14 protein-coding genes and 1 pseudogene are annotated in these 18212 nt (G+C 47.6%); 2 read left to right on the top strand and 13 right to left on the bottom strand.

Annotation, left to right across the window (positions count from 1 at the left end; all coding sequences use genetic code 11):
* Positions 1-77: 77 nt before the first annotated feature.
* From HGH90_RS07770 to HGH90_RS07715, 12 genes and pseudogenes are all read right to left on the bottom strand, one after another.
* Entirely contained in the window at positions 78-920 is an 843-nt protein-coding gene (locus HGH90_RS07770; RefSeq protein ID WP_169190761.1) for a hypothetical protein, read from the bottom strand.
* Between the two features lie 74 nt (positions 921-994).
* The gene (locus HGH90_RS07765) at positions 995-1372 is read right to left on the bottom strand and encodes a hypothetical protein (protein ID WP_168762225.1); all 378 of its coding nucleotides are present in this window, start codon (positions 1370-1372) and stop codon (positions 995-997) included.
* A gap of 99 nt (positions 1373-1471) precedes the next feature.
* The gene (locus HGH90_RS07760; RefSeq protein ID WP_168762226.1) at positions 1472-2047 is read right to left on the bottom strand and encodes a hypothetical protein; all 576 of its coding nucleotides are present in this window, start codon (positions 2045-2047) and stop codon (positions 1472-1474) included.
* 63 nt (positions 2048-2110) lie between these two features.
* On the bottom strand, positions 2111-2542 hold the full coding sequence (locus HGH90_RS07755; protein WP_168762227.1) for a phosphohydrolase: 432 nt from the start codon (positions 2540-2542) through the stop codon (positions 2111-2113).
* Between the two features lie 72 nt (positions 2543-2614).
* Positions 2615-4546, bottom strand: a pseudogene (gene nagB / locus HGH90_RS07750) (glucosamine-6-phosphate deaminase); the annotation flags it as partial.
* A 239-nt stretch (positions 4547-4785) separates the two neighbouring features.
* Positions 4786-7083, bottom strand: a complete 2298-nt coding sequence (locus HGH90_RS07745) for a beta-N-acetylhexosaminidase (protein WP_211092849.1) — start codon at positions 7081-7083, stop codon at positions 4786-4788.
* 98 nt (positions 7084-7181) lie between these two features.
* Positions 7182-7952, bottom strand: coding sequence for an endonuclease/exonuclease/phosphatase family protein (locus HGH90_RS07740; protein WP_168762229.1), 771 nt, complete (start codon positions 7950-7952; stop codon positions 7182-7184).
* A gap of 7 nt (positions 7953-7959) precedes the next feature.
* Entirely contained in the window at positions 7960-8844 is an 885-nt protein-coding gene (locus HGH90_RS07735; RefSeq protein ID WP_211092850.1) for an alkaline phosphatase, read from the bottom strand.
* 108 nt (positions 8845-8952) lie between these two features.
* Positions 8953-9708: a copper homeostasis protein CutC gene (locus HGH90_RS07730; RefSeq protein ID WP_168762231.1), complete on the bottom strand. Its 756-nt coding sequence runs from the start codon at positions 9706-9708 to the stop codon at positions 8953-8955.
* 139 nt (positions 9709-9847) lie between these two features.
* Positions 9848-10903, bottom strand: coding sequence for a N(4)-(beta-N-acetylglucosaminyl)-L-asparaginase (locus HGH90_RS07725; protein WP_168762232.1), 1056 nt, complete (start codon positions 10901-10903; stop codon positions 9848-9850).
* A gap of 45 nt (positions 10904-10948) precedes the next feature.
* Positions 10949-11914 (bottom strand): ROK family protein, encoded by a 966-nt coding sequence (locus HGH90_RS07720; RefSeq protein WP_168762233.1) that lies wholly within the window; start codon positions 11912-11914, stop codon positions 10949-10951.
* Positions 11886-13802 carry an MFS transporter gene (locus tag HGH90_RS07715; protein ID WP_211172583.1) on the bottom strand — a complete coding sequence of 639 codons (1917 nt, stop codon included), beginning with the start codon at positions 13800-13802 and terminating at the stop codon, positions 11886-11888. Before HGH90_RS07715 ends, HGH90_RS07720 begins: the two co-directional genes overlap by 29 nt.
* Before the next feature lie 197 nt (positions 13803-13999).
* Here HGH90_RS07715 and HGH90_RS07705 point away from each other — a divergent pair, with 197 nt between their 5' ends.
* A complete protein-coding gene (locus tag HGH90_RS07705; RefSeq protein WP_168762234.1) occupies positions 14000-15319 on the top strand; it encodes a sugar MFS transporter in 1320 nt (439 codons plus the stop codon).
* Between the two features lie 183 nt (positions 15320-15502).
* On the top strand, positions 15503-16666 hold the full coding sequence (gene galK / locus HGH90_RS07700) for a galactokinase (RefSeq protein WP_168762235.1): 1164 nt from the start codon (positions 15503-15505) through the stop codon (positions 16664-16666).
* Between the two features lie 76 nt (positions 16667-16742).
* Here the strand turns inward: galK and HGH90_RS07695 are convergent, their stop codons facing one another.
* Complete coding sequence (locus HGH90_RS07695; RefSeq protein WP_211092852.1) at positions 16743-18137, bottom strand: Gfo/Idh/MocA family protein; 1395 nt, start codon at positions 18135-18137, stop codon at positions 16743-16745.
* Positions 18138-18212: the final 75 nt, after the last annotated feature.

Raw genomic sequence — 18212 nt, 5'->3', positions numbered from 1 at the left:
TGAGACACAAAGTTCCGTATAGTGGCGGCCGGAGTCAAATGATGATCTGTAATGGGTGATAACCGTTAGTTATGACCTTAATCAACTGCCAGAATGAACTTATTGAATTTCTGGGCAAAATCTTCTTTCAGGCTGTTGTCTATGCCGCTGAGATAGTTGACGGTAAAACCCCGTTGTAAGCGGCGGGCGCTACTGCCGTCTACCTGCAGTGGCCGGGAGTGCAGCACGCCAATAAGTTGCTGGCCCTGGAATACGAGTGCCAACCGGTACAACGGGCTGGGGTCATCGATACCACTTTCGTAATTGAAGTAAAGTATATATGGTTTAAGGGTTTTTTCTTCTTCGAGGCCGAAGTTGTGGATAAAGGATTGCATGTCGGCGATACTGCGGCCGCTATGCTGTTTCATATAGCTGGTGAGTGCCGTTTCGATGATGCTACCGCCCCGGATATTCTTCTTTTCCGTATAGCCGTTAACGGTAGCCCACATTTTTTCGCCATTGGTAGCCACGGGTAATTTGATGTCACGTTCCAACACGCCGGCGGCTACGCCATTGACCTTTATTTTGCGGCCTTTACGGAACAAGGGCTTGTTGTATTCCTGTGGTGTGATATCAAAATCTACGCTTACCGGGTACCAGTCTTTTTTCAGGGGGGCGCATCGCAGAGGGATATAATCTTCCAGTGAAACGATGGGATCTCCCCCAGGGCTATTGCGTATCACCGCATGGCCGCCGATTCTTTCGCCCAGTATAGGGGCGCTGGCAGTTGTTTTGGCTATATTTTTTTTAGCAGGAGCAGGTATTTTGGTGCTGATGTGCGCATTTTCTTCGTTATCGTATTTGCTATGCTTATCTGTCAGGTTGCAGGAAGCCAGCAATACTGCCAATCCAAGGCAGGATGAAATTTTGTAGAGATACATATGTCCGGTTACAGTTTTATGAGATGGGAGGGACTCTGACCTCCATCTGGGCTGCATCCGCACAAAGATTAGGCCTAGAATTCAGAAAAGATAACTGTATCGGCTATCTGAAGGCGATGAATTTGTTTCATGCTGGAAAAAGGGTCGAGGGGAGACCAGTCCTTTGCCGTAAACAGCTGGATATTTTTGCCGCGTAATTGTTGATCGAGCTGGTTGGAGCTCAGGTGGCCCATAGCTTTTTTGGAGATATAATAAATTTTGGGATCATTCTTCAAATGAATAACAATGCCAGGGGAGCCATTTTTAATTTCCTGTACTACCCCGCTGGTAGGCAGGCAATTCTTCTTATTGGCCCTACTGACAGAGGGAATGCCGGAAATAAGCAATACAAGTATTAACGTGGCTATGAGCAATAAGGCTGCAATACCTCTTTTGTTGGCTTGTTTTTTCATAAATGGTTGTTGGCGTTATAGGTCAGGTACAGTGTGGACTCAAATTACGAATTATATGAATAAAAAAAGCAGGCGTTGTGGGCCTGCTTTATCCTGTTATTATTTTTCTTTTTTGTTTCCTGCATCTTCCTCTTCTTCCCAGTCGTCGTTTTCATCCCAGTCATCGTCTTCCCAGTCTTCATCTTCCTCTTCTTCTACCAGGAGACTTTGTTCGGAGCCGGGTTCAATATCGTTTTCCCGCCAGTAGGCTACAATTTCGTCGGCTTTTTGTTGTATGGGGGCAAAGTCGCGGATGGTATTATCTTCGAACTGTACTTCCACATCAGGCATGCCTTTAATGGCGTTGAAACATTCCTGGAGCAGGGCAATATTGGCGGGTGCATTACGGAGGGCGCTGTAAGATAGCCTGATGGCGTCGAACGGGCCGCTGTTGTGAAACACCTCTTCTCCGTTGAGCATTGGGAAGAGCCATACCAGTACATCGTCTCCGGTGTCTTCACTGTTGAGTATACCGAAAAAGTCATCGAGTTGCTCAAAACCCAGCGGCGCCAGGGCAGCGAAGTTTTTATTCCTTGGTGGAAACTTGGGATGCTCTTCTCCGGTAATTAAGAATAATTCACCGAACCTGGGCTTTTCTTTGGCAAACCTGAAGTCAATGAGGATGTCGTTTTCCATTGATGGTTATTCTGTTTTCTACTGTAATTTAATAGTTTAATCGGAAGGTATTATAAAAAAGTTCTACTGGATAACAGCGGCAGCAATTCTCCGGTAAGCGTGCAGGTATTTGTTCAGCCGGGCAACATCTATTTCTTGTACGTATGGCATGCGACGAATATCCATATTATCAGTGAGATCGTTCAGTTTAACTGCGCAGGCGAGGCGATTCTGCAAGGTGCGGTCTATAAAATGGTTGTAATCTTCGTCTTCATCGGATTTGGTAACACAATACAGGGCAGCCAGTAAGTGTGGCGCCAGGCCTTCTTTTTCCAATGCTTCAAATGTCCAGTCGGTATCTTCTACCAGGTCGTGCAGGACGCCTACTATTTTTTCATCTTCGGTACGCCCCATTTGCATTACCCGGAATACATGTCCCAGGTAGGGTTGTCCGTATTTGTCCAACTGGTCTTTATGTGCTTCGGTGGCGATTGCGATCGCTCTGCTCAGATTCATGGTATAAATTTAGGGATTTTCCCCTGCCCGGATTTCAAGCGGACAGGGAAAAATCCCTGTATTAAGATTTATTTACATGAAATGATAACGTACAAAGGCTTCCATAGCGGCATATTGCTGCAAACCTAAGCGGTCGTAGAGGGAAGCGGTGTTGGCGTTACGGTCTTCAGCACGCTGCCAGAATTCGCGAAGGTCGGTACCCTGGAAAGGCACTACGTCTTTCTGACTCTGGTGAATGAAGATACCGAGGCGTTTCTGGAGTACCTGGTCAGGGCTCATTGGAACAGCCATTTCAATTTCATGGATATCCCATTCCTGCCATGCGCCTTTATACAGCCACACCCAGCAATCTTTGGCCCAGTCTTCTGTTTTCACGATTTCCAGTGCGGCGAAGATAACGTCCAGGCATACTTTATGGGTGCCATGCGGATCGGCCAGGTCGCCTGCACAATAGATCTGTTGTGGTTTCAGTTTGCGGAGCAGTTCCACGGTCAATGCTACGTCTTCAGGTCCCATTGGCTTCTTTTCCACCAGGCCGGTTTCATAGAAAGGCAGGTTCTGGAAATGTGCGTTTTCTTCGGGAATACCCACGTAACGGCAGGTAGCTTTGGCTTCGCAACGACGAATCAATCCTTTGATAGCGCGGATTTCCGGGGTATCTTTCTGGCTTGGTTTCTTGGTGCGGATAAACGCTTTGGCCTCATCCAGGATCATAGAGCTCTTGCTCTTATCAATGTCGAACATCCCTTCGAACCCTACGGCAAAGTCGATAAAGCGCAGCAGGAACTCGTCTGTTACGGCGATATTACCGGAAGTCTGGTAAGCTACATGTACATCATGACCCTGCTCATGCAGACGGATAAAAGTACCACCCATAGAGATGATATCGTCATCGGGGTGCGGAGAAAAGATCAGGGCACGTTTTTTAGCCGGCTCTGAACGTTCCGGGTGGTGAGGCAACTGGGGACCAGGTTTGCCGCCGGGCCAGCCGGTAATGGTATCGCGGATAGCGTTGAATTCTTTGATATTGAGCTCATAAGCGGAACCGTATTGTACGATCAGGTCGTTCAAACCATTTTCGTTATAGTCCTTATCGGTGAGCATCAGGATAGGCTTGTTCAGCTTTAATGCCAGGCTGGTTACTGCTTTGCGGATCAAACCAGGGGTCCATTCGCAATCGCCAGTGAGCCAGGGTTCATTGAAACGGGTAAGGTCTGCTGCAGCTTGTTCATCGATGGTGAACTTGCAGTTAGGATGCTGCTGAAGCAGGGAGGCAGGCACCTGGTCGGTACTGTGACCTTCTACGGAGCGGCGTACAATTTTGGCTTTGTGCGAACCCCAGGCCATCAGCAAAATGCGTTTGGCTTTGAAGATGCTGCTAAGACCCATTGTAATGGCCAGACGAGGTACCTGGCTCATGTTAGGAAATTCGTAGGCGTTAGCCAAACGGGTACTGTTGTCGAGTGTTACCAGGCGGGTGTGGGAGTTGATATTGGCGCCGGGTTCGTTGAAACCGATATGACCGTTGTTACCGATACCCAGTACCTGGATGTCGATACCACCTAAGGCTTCAATGCGTTTATCATATTCTTCACAGTATTTTTTGATCTGATCTTTCGGGATCGTACCATCCGGAATGAAGTACTGGCCTTCCGGGATATCTACATGATTGAAGAGATGTTCTTTCATAAAGCGGTTGTAGCTCTGTAAAGCATCCGGCTCTATGGGATAATATTCATCCAGGTTAAAAGTAATCACATTTTTGAAGCTCAAGCCTTCTTCCTTGTGCATACGTACGAGCTCTGCGTACATGTATTTAGGAGTAGAGCCTGTAGCAAGTCCTAAGATACATTTTTGACCGGCAGCCTGCTTTTCGCGGATCAACGCGGCAATTTCCTGCGCCACTGCTTTGGAGCCCTCTTTGGCAGAAGGGTGTATTTCCACAGCAATTTGTTCAAAGCTGTCGATCAGTTCGATTTCCTGATGATTAATCGTCATTTGTAAACGTTTTTGATTAGATGCGGTTTAAAAACGAGCCGGAAAATTAAAGAATTTACTGCTAATGCACATTATCATTTAGCAATATTTAATTTTTTATTTCTTTAGCTTGTATGAAACCATTTAATATTTTGTCTCGTTAATATGTTTAGTATACAGCGGCTGAAAGCCGTATCACATATTTTGGTGTAGGAGTCATAAGATGAAAACCGTTAGTACAATTGCACTAACGGTTTTCTATTTTTCTAGTTGATGATCAACTCATCGGCAAACAGCCAGGCGCCATTTCCGGCTCCTGCTGCACCTGCAGGGATTTTACCAAAATTCTGCATTTGCAGTTTCACAAAACGGCCGCGAACCTGTTGCAGTTGTCCCCGTACTTTATTAATTCCCTGCTGTGTGAAAGTATTCTGTTTATACACTTCCTTAAAGGTTTTGCCATCGTCTGAAACCGAGAAAGTAACCTGTTTGGGAGGATAAATCCAATCGCCTTTTGCGTTGATGGTGTTAATACCTACCAGGTGAATATCCTGTAAGCTATCCAGTTCCACTATTGCCAGCATATCACCGCCTTTAAATCCGAACCACTCGCCATCGTTATAGGCCGCATTACCTTCAATACCGTTTACCAGTATAAAGTTGCTGACAGGGCTATGGCTCTTGTCGGGGGCTGTAGCCAGTGTTACCTTTTTAGCAATACCCTTATGGAAGAGGAATGTTTGGTTATACTCACCGCCAAAAGGTTTACCATCCAGGAATACCTGCGCTCGTACGGTACCGGATTTGGTGATCTGTACAGGTTGTGTATAAGGAGTCGCCTGAGGGGTAGGGGCGGTACTATCGGTTGTGAAAAATATTTTACCACCGTCCAGCTTGGCGGCCAGCACTACTTCCACCCCACCTTTGCCATTATCGACCGCTTTACCGGTCACTTCAAATACATGCTTGGCATAATTTACCTTTTTCAGATCGAGCCGTTTTACATGTACTTTCAAACGGTCTACAAAGTTGTCGTAGTTACGCTTGTCTTTAGGAGACCATAATACTTCTGCCAGTGCACAGGCACGCGGATAAGCCATGTACTCCAGGTAATCAGTGTTGCCGATGTATTCTGTCCACAGGTTGGCCTGTGCACCTTTGATATATTTTCCTTCTTCGGGGCTCAGTTCTGTTGGTACCGGCTCGTAGGAATATACCTGGCTTACCGGCAGGAAGCCGCCAATAGCCAGCGGTTCGTTGGGACTTTTAGATTGGTAGTGGTCGAAGTAGCAGTACTCTCCAGGCGTCATGATCACGCCATGTTTTTGCTGGGCAGCTGCAATACCTCCTTCAATGCCTCTCCAGCTCATCACCGTGGCGTTGGGTGCCAGGCCGCCTTCCAGGATTTCATCCCAGCCAATGATCTGCCGGCCTTTGCTGTTCAGATACTTTTCCATCCGGTGAATGAAATAGCTCTGCAGTGCGTGTTCGTCCTTCAGGCCTTCCTGCTTCATGCGGGCCTGGCATTTAGGACATTTCTCCCAACGTACTTTTGGGCATTCATCACCACCGATGTGAATGTATTTGCTGGGAAACAGTTCCAATACTTCATCCAGCACGTCCTGTAAGAACAGGAATACGCTGTCGTTGCCGGCGCAGTATACGTCGTCATATACGCCCCAGCGGGTACCTACTTCGTAGGGGCCACCGGTACATCCCAGGTTAGGGTAGGCGGTGAGCGCTGCGAGTGAGTGGCCTGGCATTTCTATCTCCGGGATAACGGTTACAAAATGATCAGCGGCATATTTCACTACTTCTTTCACCTGCTCTTGTGTATAATAGCCACCATAAGGTTTGCCATCGTATTTATTGTCGGCATAACGACCAGCCATGGTTTCCTTCCTTTTGGAAGCAATTTCCTGGAGGCGGGGATATTTTTTGATTTCGATGCGCCAGCCCTGGTCTTCTGTCAGGTGCCAGTGGAAGGTATTCATCTTATGCATGGCCAGCAGGTCGATATACTTCTTGATGAAATCAACGGAAAAGAAATGGCGGCCCACATCGAGGTGCATGCCACGGTAGGCAAATCGGGGAGCATCAGTAATGCTTACGCCCGGAATGTACAAGGCATGGGCCTTTTCTACCGGTAATAACTGGATTAAGGTCTGTACGCCATAAAAAGTACCCGCACCGCTGTTACCATTAATGATAACACTGTTGTGGTCTGTATTCAGCGTATATCCTTCGGCGTTAGTAGTATCGGTGCCGGTATGGAGAATGATCGCATTTTTATCGCCCTGGTCTTTAACTGCCAGTTCATAACCGGTGAGTTCTTTGAGCCATGCGTTGAATAAAGCGGCGTTTTTTTTGTCGCCATCGTTGTTGGCTACGATGATCGTTTGCTTATCTAGCAGGAAAGAATCTGCTTTTTCGCTGATGCTTGCCGGCATAGGAATGATGCTCACCTTGCCTTTGGGAGCAGTGACACCTTGTGTGCCCGAGCAGCCCCACAATCCCGCGAAGGCGGCGACCAGGCATAGGTGTAATACATTTTTCATTGTCATATAATGGATTGTTTTTTATAAAAGCTAAAGGCTGAAAGCAAAAGCAATTGTAGCGGACAGGTATTTAGCTTTACGCTTTCAACTTTCCGCATCCTGCGTTACTTCAGCTCCAGTTCACAGAGTACGGGCCGGTGATCGGATGCTACAGTTTCTTCGATAATACGTGCTGCCACCACGGTCCATTTGTGTTTGGGAGCTGCCATGATATAATCTATTTTGATCTTCGGCGTATCCGATGGGAAGGTAGGTCCCATCTGGGAGGTAGCATCAGCAAATACTTCTTTAAGTATAGCTATCTCCTTAGAAGCAGGCAGCGAGTTGAAGTCGCCTGCCATGATCACAGGGGTAGCGGTTTCTTTGAAGTAGGTAGCCAGTGCATTGGCTTGTGCAATACGATCGGTAGCGCGCTTCCCTGCGTCGAGATGGGTGGTGACGAAGCTCAGGGTACTGTCGTTCCCGGGTAATTTCACAGTAACAATGCCAGCTGCCCGGGGCTCATTGCCTTTGGTGGAAGGTAATGGGAGGGTAGTGCTGCTGTTGATAGGGTACCGGGAAAGGACACCGGTACCATATCCGCCGCCATCGAAGTCCATCGCTTTCACGAAATAGGTGTACATGCCTGTAATGGAAGCTAATTCCTTGAGTTGATCTGACTGGTGGGTACGGCCGGTAACGCTATCTACTTCCTGTAACGCCACCAGGTCGGGATTGGTGGCCAGTATTACATTGGCGATGCCCTGAACGTCCAGCACCTGCTTCATGTTTTCTGCATGGTGAATGTTGTAGGTCAGTACTTTCACTTTTTGTACCTGTGCAAAAAGTGTGAAGCTGGTAAAACATACCAGGGTACTCAGCAGCATTTTTTTCATAGCATTCTTATTTAAAAGCTTCCTTTACTGGTCTGCCCGTCCATACCTGTGGTGTTTTTAAACCAAAGATCCAGGCGAGCGTAGCCGCAGTGTCATAGGTCATTACACTGCTTTTAATCTCTTTATTTTTAGCGATGCCAGGCCCCCGGATGATCCAGGGAACCTGCATTTCTTCCATCGTTTTGCCACCATGTCCTTTGTTAATACCGCCATGATCTGCGGTGAGCAGGATAATGGTATTGTCCCACATGCCGGCATCTTTTACCGCCTGTAATATTTGTCCCAGCAGCACATCGTTTTTGTGTACCTGGTCAAAGTAAGGCGGAATGTTATGACCAATATTATGCCCCGTGTGATCCGGTTCATCTAAGTGGACGAACAGGAAGTCCGGTTTCTTTTCTTTAATATACGCAATAGATGCGGCTGTTGCTAAACTGTCGTTATCATGACAGGCCATATCCTTGTTCACGGCTGCTTTTGGGAAGAGATACCCGATTCCGCTCCAGCTGTAAATGACACCGATCTCTGATTGGGGTTTTTGTTCCCGCAACAGGGTGTAGATAGAGGGGAACATCCCATACTGATCGAGTTCCCGGGAGGGAAGTTCCGGTTTTTTACTATCCCATTCGGTATAGCCGTGTAATTCGGGGCCTGCGCCCATCACCATGGAAGCCCAGTTCACCGCACTGGAAGAGGGTAATACACTGCGGGCCTGAAGCGTCCATGCGCCCTCCTGCATCATTTGTTTCATGTTGGGGTTGTCGACCTTTGGAAAGCTGTAAGCCCCAAAGCCATCCATGCCAATCAGGATGACATGTTTTACCCCTTTGATTTGGGCTTGCGCAAAAAATCCGCCAAGCAACAAGCCCGTTGCAATGATTAGTTTTTTCATTTCGTTGTTCACTTTGTGTGGTCAGCCCCTGGCCGCCAGCTTATAATTAATAAATAAGGGTTTCAGATACAACAGCTAAAATCAGGATAGTCAGCTCAACAATGAGGGCTAAGATAATAATGTTTTCTCGCCAATTTCACGGATTAATGCGACTTCTTTTTTCTGGGTAACGGAGATACCGTATTCCGGAACGCCGGGAATCCCGCCCATGCTTACATTGGGATTTCTGTACACCATTTTACTTTCTTCGTAAGCTTTGGCGGTAGTGTGGAATTCGGTAATGCCGGTGGTTTGGATGAGTTGAGCAATATTGGTAGCGCGCACGCCGGAACCGGCCATGATGGCAATACGGTCGTTGGCGCGTTCCAGCAGGTCTTTGAGGAGTGCAGCGCCTTCTACTGCTGTATTGCGGGCGCCGGAGGTGAGAATACGTTCGCAGCCAATGGAGATAATATCTTCCAATGCTTCAAACGGGTTGTCGGTCATGTCGAATGCGCGGTGAAAGGTAACGCCCATGGGCCATGCCAGTTGGGTGAGTATGCGGCATCTTTCCTGGTCTACCCGTCCGTTGGGTAGCAGGATGCCGATCACTACGCCATTACAGCCCAGTTGTTTGCATAGCTCAATATCTTTTTTCATGACTTCAAACTCCAGGTCGGAGTAGAGGAAGTCGCCGCCGCGTGGGCGTATAATAGGGTAGAGATCTATTTTTACTTTTTCCCTGGCCAGTGCAATGGTCGCATAGCTGGGGGTGGTGCCACCTTCCAGCAGGTTGTCGCAGAGTTCTATGCGGTTAGCGCCTCCTTCTGCTGCAGCGAGGCAGCTCGCTACTGATGCGGCGCATATTTCGAGGGTAAAAGCCATATGATTGTTTTTAGGAGCGGAAAGCAGAAAGCAGAAAGCAAAAAGTTATTGAAGCGAATGACCTGTGCGAATTGGTATTCGCACTATTTACCCGCTTCAATAGCTTTTTGCTTTCTGCTTTCTGCTTTCCGCTCATTTATTAAAAGTAATGTTTACCATCAATTAAAATATTGCTGGTATCGCTGGTGCAAACGGCGTAATTGAATCCTTTTTGGAGGCAATAGGCGCCGTGTTCGCCTTTTTTATTGAGTGCGAGGAAACCCACTTGTATTTCTTTTGCTTTGGAAGGGCTTCTTTTCACAATGCGTTCTACTGCTTCCTTGCAGGCTTTTTCCGGTGGATAACCCTGGCGCATCAGTTCTACAACGAGGTGGCTGCCAACTATTTTAATTACTTCTTCTCCAACACCGGTGCTGGTAGCAGCCCCAACTTCGTTGTCCACATAGAGGCCCGCGCCAATGATGGGGGAGTCTCCCAGGCGGCCATGTAATTTGAAGGCCATACCGCTGGTGGTGCAGGCGCCGGAGAGGTTACCTTCGGCGTCCATGGCTACCATGCCGATGGTATCATGGTTATACACATTCCCTGGCAGCATCAGCGGATTGAAGGCGGTGGCGCCGTTGGTGGGTGTATAGGATTTGTTTTCTATGTTAATAACCGGTTTGTATTCTGATGTTTTAAGCCATTCCTTCCATGCTTTTTCCGATTCTGGTGTGAGCAGGTTTTCTTTCTGAAAGCCGTTGGCCAGCGCAAACTGCAGGGCGCCATCGCCTACCAGCATTACATGTGGCGTTTTTTCCATCACCATACGGGCTACGGAAATAGCGTGGGTAACATGTTCGAGGGCGCCTACGGAGCCGCAGTTGCCGTGTTCGTCCATGATACAGGCATCGAGGGTCACGCGGCCATCGCGGTCGGGATAGCCGGAATAGCCTACAGTGTGGTTATTGGGGTCGGCTTCGGGTACTCTAACACCTGCTTCAACGGCATCAAGGGCGCGCCCTCCTTTTTTCAGGATTTCCCAGGCGGCGGCGTTGGCGGCGCGTCCAAAATCCCAGGTCGATACCACGATGGGCTTTCCCTTTACGAATTTACTTTTCCCCTGTGAACGTGCAGGCGTTCCCGTTACTCCATCCAAAGAGAAAACAGCGGCGCCAAGGGCCGCTGTTTTCAGGAATGATCTTCTATCTTTCATAAAAAGCATTTTATATGCGTTTAGCTTGCAACACCGTGGCGGCAGCTAGTCTTTCATCTCCCATGCCAATGCGCTGGCGCCCAGGATCGCTGCATCGCTTTCTCTCAGTTCAGAGAACAGCAATTTAACTTTATTCTGGAATATCGGGAGCAGGTTCTTTTCCATATGTTCCCGCACAGGTTTCATGATCAGGTCGCCGGCTTTGGTGAGGCCGCCGAAAAGTACAATGGCTTCAGGGCTGGAGAACATCACGAAATTGGCGAGCGCTTCACCCAGTATTTTACCGGTGAACTCATATACTTCCATGGCCAGAGGATCGCCTTTCATGGCAGCTTCATAAATGAGTTTGGAGTTGATTTCCTCTTTGGTGTGTTCGCGCATCAGGCTGGGAGTGTCCGGACGGGTAGCCAGGAACTCGATGGCAGTGTTGGTAACACCGGTAGCGGAAGCGTAGGCTTCCAGCGAGCCATGTGCGCCGGTGCCCGGATGGTAGCGGCCGCCGGGAATCACGATACAGTGACCCAGCTCACCAGCAAAACCATCATGACCATAGATCAGCTGTCCGTTGGCAACAATACCGCTGCCTACGCCAGTACCCAGCGTGATCACGATAAAGTCTTTCATGCCCCGTGCAGCGCCATAAATCAGTTCTCCCAAGGCAGCCGCATTAGCGTCGTTGGTGAGTACGGTGGGCAGGCCAAATTTCTGTTCCAGTAAACTGGCCAGAGGTACAACACCTTTCCAGCGCAGATTTGGCGCATATTCGATATTACCGGTATAGTAGTTGCCATTGGGGGCGCCTACGCCGATACCTTTTATATTTTCAATACCTCCCACCTGCTCAATCAGCGCAGCCAGGTGTCCGTGTAATTCATCGAGAAAGCCAGATACTTCTTCATGTTGGTTGGTCAACATACGACCATCACATAAAATATTTCCCCTGCGATCTACAATTCCAAATTTGGTGTTAGTGCCTCCAATATCAATGCCCACCGCTAACTGCTGACTCATAATCAATACCTTGAGATTTTAAAATGGTTTTAACTCTAAATGCGAAGAACGCGAGATAAGCAAAGCACAGCGCCGGGATAATGTAAGAGGCGTGAATACCAATGCTTGAAATATCTGCCAGACCACCTTGTACCGGAGGTACCAGTGATCCACCAAGAATCATCATTACCAGGAAGGCAGAGCCCTGACCGGTATATTTACCCAGCCCTGCGATCGACAAGGCGAAGATGCTGGGCCACATCACAGAGCAGAATAATCCGCCACTGATAAAGGCAAAAGTAGCCAGCTGACCGGAAGTGAATAAACCGATGAGGATAGAGGCTACACCCAGCAGACCGAAGACCATCAGGGTTTTAGCAGGTTTATCCTGTCCCGCGAAGAAGCCGATAATCTGTACTACGATACAGATGGCATAGGGGAATAATACTGTGATATCGTTGCCTTTAATGCTGTTGGCGCCAAGAATTACGCCATACGCCACAAACGGAACGATGACACATAATATGTTACGTACGGTTTTAGAAACATTGAATACGCTGATGGCGCCTGTCCAGCGACCGATCATCATACTGCCCCAGAACAGGGAAACATAAGGATCCAGTTCTGATTCCGCCAATCCTTTTTCTGTGAGGAAGCCCGGATGTTTCAGTAAGGCGCCGAGGTTGCTGGCGATGGTTACTTCCACGCCTACGTAAATGAAGATGGCCAGCATACCCAGGATCAGCTGAGGATATTTCATGGCGCCCCAGCCTTCACTATTGTTGGCAGACGATATTTTAGTGTAGAAGAGGATGCCGATGATACCTACGATACCGGCGATGAAGAGTGGCAGTTCAAATTTCAGTACCAATCCCATGAGGATCAGGATGAACATGAAGGTGATACCGAGTAATGATTTCGTCGCTTTGGGCGAAGACTCAAACGCTTCAGTGTCCTGGCTTTCCGGCATCTTCACAAAAGCAAAGATGGCCGCGGCAATCAGGAACAGGGCAATCAGCAGGAAGTATAAAGTGTTGATCTTGCTGATATCTGTACTTACTTCTCCGCCTTTGATGTTACCGAAGAGCAGCATGCTCACGATAATGGGACCGATAGTAGTACCGAATGAGTTGACGCCACCTGCCAGGTTCAGGCGATGCGCACCTTTGGCAGGATCGCCGAGCAGGATGGCAAATGGGTTGGCAGCTGTTTGCTGCAGGGAAAATCCTAAAGCCACAATAAACAGGGCCATCAGGATCAGTGCAAAATAACCGAAAGTAACTGTTTGTTTATAGTCTGTATCCAGTACGGTGATCACCTTTTCCAGGTTGGCTTTGGTGAAGGTAGCCTTATACTGGTGATGCTCGTCGTCTTTGGTAAAGCCACCGGAAACTGCGGAAGCCAGCTGGGTATTGGAAGTATACTTCTCCGCTGATTCGTTGTTGCTGATCAACAGGGAGTAAGTGTCGGCCTCTTTCTCGCGGCGGATTTTCACCTGGCGGTCAGAAGTCTGTAACTGTTGATCTACCTGGAAACCGTTGATATCTGTGATGGTTTCTTTAATAGGAACAATCTTTTCTTTGTTGACACATGGAATCATGATTACTGATCCCAGTACGGAGATCAATAAACCGTAAATAATACCCTTTTTATACCCGATCTTATTCAGGATATCTACTTTCCTCGCCGTAGACGCCAGGTACAGGATCAGGGAGCCGATAAAGTAGGCGCTGTAAAAAGAGAAGTCGATCAGTTGAGACTCCAGTTGGGTAAGGTTAAAGTGCGATTTGCAAAAAGGGATAAAGATACTGTTGGACGCAGCCAGAAATCCCCAGAAAAAGAAAACCAGAATAAGCACAAAGAACGAAGGATGAGTACTTTGTGCGCTTTGTTTTGATTGCTGAGTCATAAACGTGTTAAGTTACAGTGAAATTTTGCCGGATAAATGTATAATTATTTTTTTAAAAATTTTTAAAAAGTAAAATAATTCTTGCAATTTACTAATTAGGTAAAACGTTTTAGCAAAAATATTTGCGAAATATACAAGAAATATAGGAGAAGTTTGACTATGTTCGTGTTTATCAAAAAAAATAATTCAGACAGATTATGTCCAACCAAACAGTAACAATGAACGTACCTACCAGGCAGGCCGGGTATGCGCAATCAATGGCCATTATCGGCATATTGTTCTTCGTATTCGGGTTTGTTACCTGGCTCAATGGCACCCTGATCCAGTTTTTCCAGATAGTGTGTGAATTGAATGTATCACAGGCGCTCCTGGTAACCATGGCCTTTTATATGGCCTATTTCTTCCTCTCCATTCCTTCTTCCATGATCCTGAATAAAACAGGGTTTAAGAATGGGATGGCTTTAGGACTCCTGATTATAGCCATTGGGTCGCTAGTGTTTATCCCTGCAGCCAATGCCCGTAGTTTTGGTATGTTCCTGACCGGGTTATTTATCCAGGGAGCCGGATTATCCTTACTGCAAACCGCTTCCAACCCTTACGCCAGTATCATCGGACCAAAAGAAAGTGCGGCCAAACGTATCAGTATTCTGGGCATCTGTAATAAAAGTGCCGGTGCATTAGCACCATTGATTCTCAGCTCTATCGTATTAAAAGGAGCTGAAAAACTGGAAGCCGATATCAAGGCAGCCGTAGATGCAGCACAGAAAAACGCTTTACTGGACAGCCTGGCATCCCGCGTTATCGGACCCTATGTAGCTATCGCCATCGTATTAACCATCCTGGCTTTCCTGCTCAAACGTTCTTCCTTACCTGAAATAGATACCAACACAGAAGATGAATCTACTGCTGCCGCTACCACCGGTAAAACCAGCGTATTCCAGTTTCCACAATTGCTGCTGGGCGTACTCTGCATCTTTGTATATGTAGGAGTGGAAGTAATGGCCGGCGACGTAATCGGTCAATATGGCAAATCCCTGGGAATGAGTGTAGACGATACTAAATACTTCACCACCTTTACCCTGGTAGCCATGCTGGTAGGGTATGTGATCGGTATTGCCACCATTCCAAAATATCTCAGCGGTAAAAAAGGATTACAGATTTCTGCCGTACTGGGCGTACTGTTTACCACTGCGGCTTATTTTACTACCGGCTTTTCTGCAGTAACTTTCATCGCCCTGTTGGGACTGGCCAACGCCCTGATGTGGCCTGCGATCTTCCCAATGGCGATTGATGGCCTGGGCCGCTTTACCAAAATCGGTTCCGCCCTGCTGATCATGGGTATTGCCGGCGGTGGTGTAATCCCCCAGATCTATAGCGGTATGTTCGATCAACACAGCATGTTCAGTTTCCTGTACAGCGCCAGCATCGACTTCAGACACGCCTTCCTGTATTGCATGGTGCCCTGCTATATCTATATTCTCTTCTACGCCTTGGTAGGAGATAAGATTGGTAAATAGCGCCGGAGGCTCAAAGAAAGCCTAAAGCAAAAAGTCTAAAGCAAAAAGCTATTGCGAAGAAGAATTTAGCGAGTATTTAAATTCGCTTTAATCATTCTCCACAATAGCTTTTTGCTTTGGGCTTTTTTTTCTGAATCATTATTTATATTTTTAGGTGTAAATTTTACGTTTAATATTTTTTGAATGATACAGAACACCAGGGAGCAGTTTATCCACTTATTTGAAAAAGAGCCGTTAATGGTTGTTTCCCCAGGAAGAATCAATCTGATAGGAGAGCATACTGATTATAATGATGGTTTTGTTTTACCGGCAGCTATCGATAAGAAAATAGTCTACGCTATTGCGCTCAATAATACCCGGCAATGTAATGCCCATGCGGTATTCATGAATGAAACCGTATCTTTTTCGCTGGACAATGTAAAGCCTACGCCAGGATGGATCAACTATCTCATGGGTGTAGTATACCAGTTACAGGAACGTGGATTACCTGTTCAGGGATTTGACTGTGTGATAGCAGGTGATATCCCGGTAGGGGCGGGCATGTCTTCCTCCGCTGCGGTAGAAGGTGGCCTGGTAGCCGCGCTGGACCACCTGCTCGGTTATGAGCTGGGAAGAATGGATATGGCGCTCATCGGTCAGAAGGCAGAACATACCTTTCCTGGTGTGAAATGTGGTATCATGGACCAGTTTGCCAACCTGCATGGTAAAAAGAACCAGGTAATGCGCCTGGACTGTCGCAGCCTTTCTTTTGAATATTTCCCGTTTAATTTCCCTGATTATAAAATTGTACTGTGTAACTCCATGGTACATCACTCCCTGGCATCCTCAGAATATAATGTACGCCGCCAGCAATGCGAGGAAGGCGTAAAAGCAATACAGGCAGGCCACCCGGAAGTTAAATCCCTGCGCGACGCTACCATGGCTATGCTCAATGAGGTGCAAGGACAACTGCCGCCTAAAGTATATGATCGCTGTGCTTATGTGATTGCAGAAATACAGCGGGTACAGGATGCCACTACCTTATTGAAACAGGGCGACCTGCAGCAATTTGGTGCCCTGATGTACGCTACCCACGAAGGGCTGAGCAAATTATATGAGGTAAGTTGCCCGGAGCTCGACTTCCTGGTATCGCTTGCAAAGCAAAGAAAAGAAGTTGCCGGCGCCCGTGTAATGGGTGGAGGCTTTGGCGGTTGTACCATCAACCTGGTAAAAGCCGACCAGGTGGACGATTTCGTGGCCTATGTGCAATCAGCCTATGAAAAGCAATATGGTAAAACTCCGGAGGTATATGTAACCACTATTGAAGATGGTGTAACAGTAGGAGCTGCCGTGGCAGCAGAAGCTTAAGCATAAAGTAATATAAAACGAAAGCAGCGAAGGAACCTGGTTCCTTCGCTGCTTTCGTTTTATGCGGTATTCGCTTTTAGTATTGATCATCCAGTGCAAAAATCGGCGTTCTGTTCATCCAGCGACCACGGGTGAAGTCAGGAATGAACTGTACGCTGCCGCTTTCTGCTACAGACTGTTCGCTCAACGGTGTGATGGCGTACCAGGTAGCCATGTCGTATACGTCGAGTGGATAAGGTGCACCGCGTTTTACACACTCCAGGAAAGAGTTGAGTACAAACCAGTCCATACCACCGTGCCCCGCGCCAGCAGCGTCGTTGGCATATTTCTTCCACAGGGGGTGGTCGTATTTGCCAAAGTAGCTTTCAGCATCTTTGAAATCGCCGGTTTTTTCCCATTCGTCGAATTTACTTTTCTTCTCGATATAAATAGACTGCTGGTCATCCATCCACAGGCCATTGGTGCCCTGTACGCGGAAGTTCAGGGAGTAAGGGCGCGGGGAGTTGGTGTCGTGCGATAACATGATGGTTTCGCCATTGTTGGTTTTAATCAGGGTAGATACGATATCGCCCAGTTTAAACTCTACTTTGGCATTAGGATGGTTTTCACCACCATTGTCAACGATGTATTTATGTAAACCGCGTGATTTGGTAGCCACGGAAGTGAGCGACAGCAAACGGTTACCGCGGTTAATATTAATCATGTTGTTGATCGGCCCCAGACCATGGGAAGGGTACAAATCGCCGTTGCGATGTACGGAGTGATTAGTTCTCCATTTGGCTTCGGACAGGCCTTTTTCACCAAATTCTACTCCTCCACCATAATATTGCTTGCCGTTGTTGAACTTCACGCCGCGCAAGTCGTGCTGGTAGCCGCCCTGCAGGTGGATCAGTTCACCGAATAAACCCTGGCGTACCATATTCAATACGGCCATTACGTCTCTGCGGTAGCACACGTTTTCCATACCGAATACAGGGATACCGGTTTGTTCACTGGTATTTACCAGCTCCCAGCACTCCTGGATGTCGGAGGCGCCACATACTTCCACAGCAGGTGTTTTACCGGCTTTCATAGCGGCGATAGCCATGATAGAGTGCCATTCCCAGGGTGTGGCAATCACCACTGCGTCGATATCGTCGCGTTTCAGCAGGTTACGGAAATCTTCCGGACCATTGGTGTATTCTGCTACTTTCTTTTTAGTGCCGTAGGCTTTTTCGATCATGGCTTTTGCCTTCGGAACGGTGAATGCAGTATCCGGATCTGCGAAAGCGATTACTTCCGCGTCTTCACGGTGAAGGAAGAAATTCAGGTGACCCAGTCCGCGTGCGCCCACGCCAATAACACCGATTCTTACTTTGGGTTTCTTCTCATTGGCAAATAATTTGGCTGAAGAGCCGAGCATAGAGAGACCTACGCCTGCAGCTACTGTGTTCTTCAGGAAGCTTCTGCGATGCAGTGGTTGTTTAATCATTGTTCAAAGTTTATCAGCGTATACATTAATACGTTAAGGAGGGACTAAATTTATAAAAATTGCTTTATCTATGCT

Source organism: Chitinophaga sp. Ak27, assembly GCF_012726295.1.
Lineage (GTDB): Bacteria > Bacteroidota > Bacteroidia > Chitinophagales > Chitinophagaceae > Chitinophaga.
This window is presented reverse-complemented; position numbering and strand designations above follow the sequence as displayed.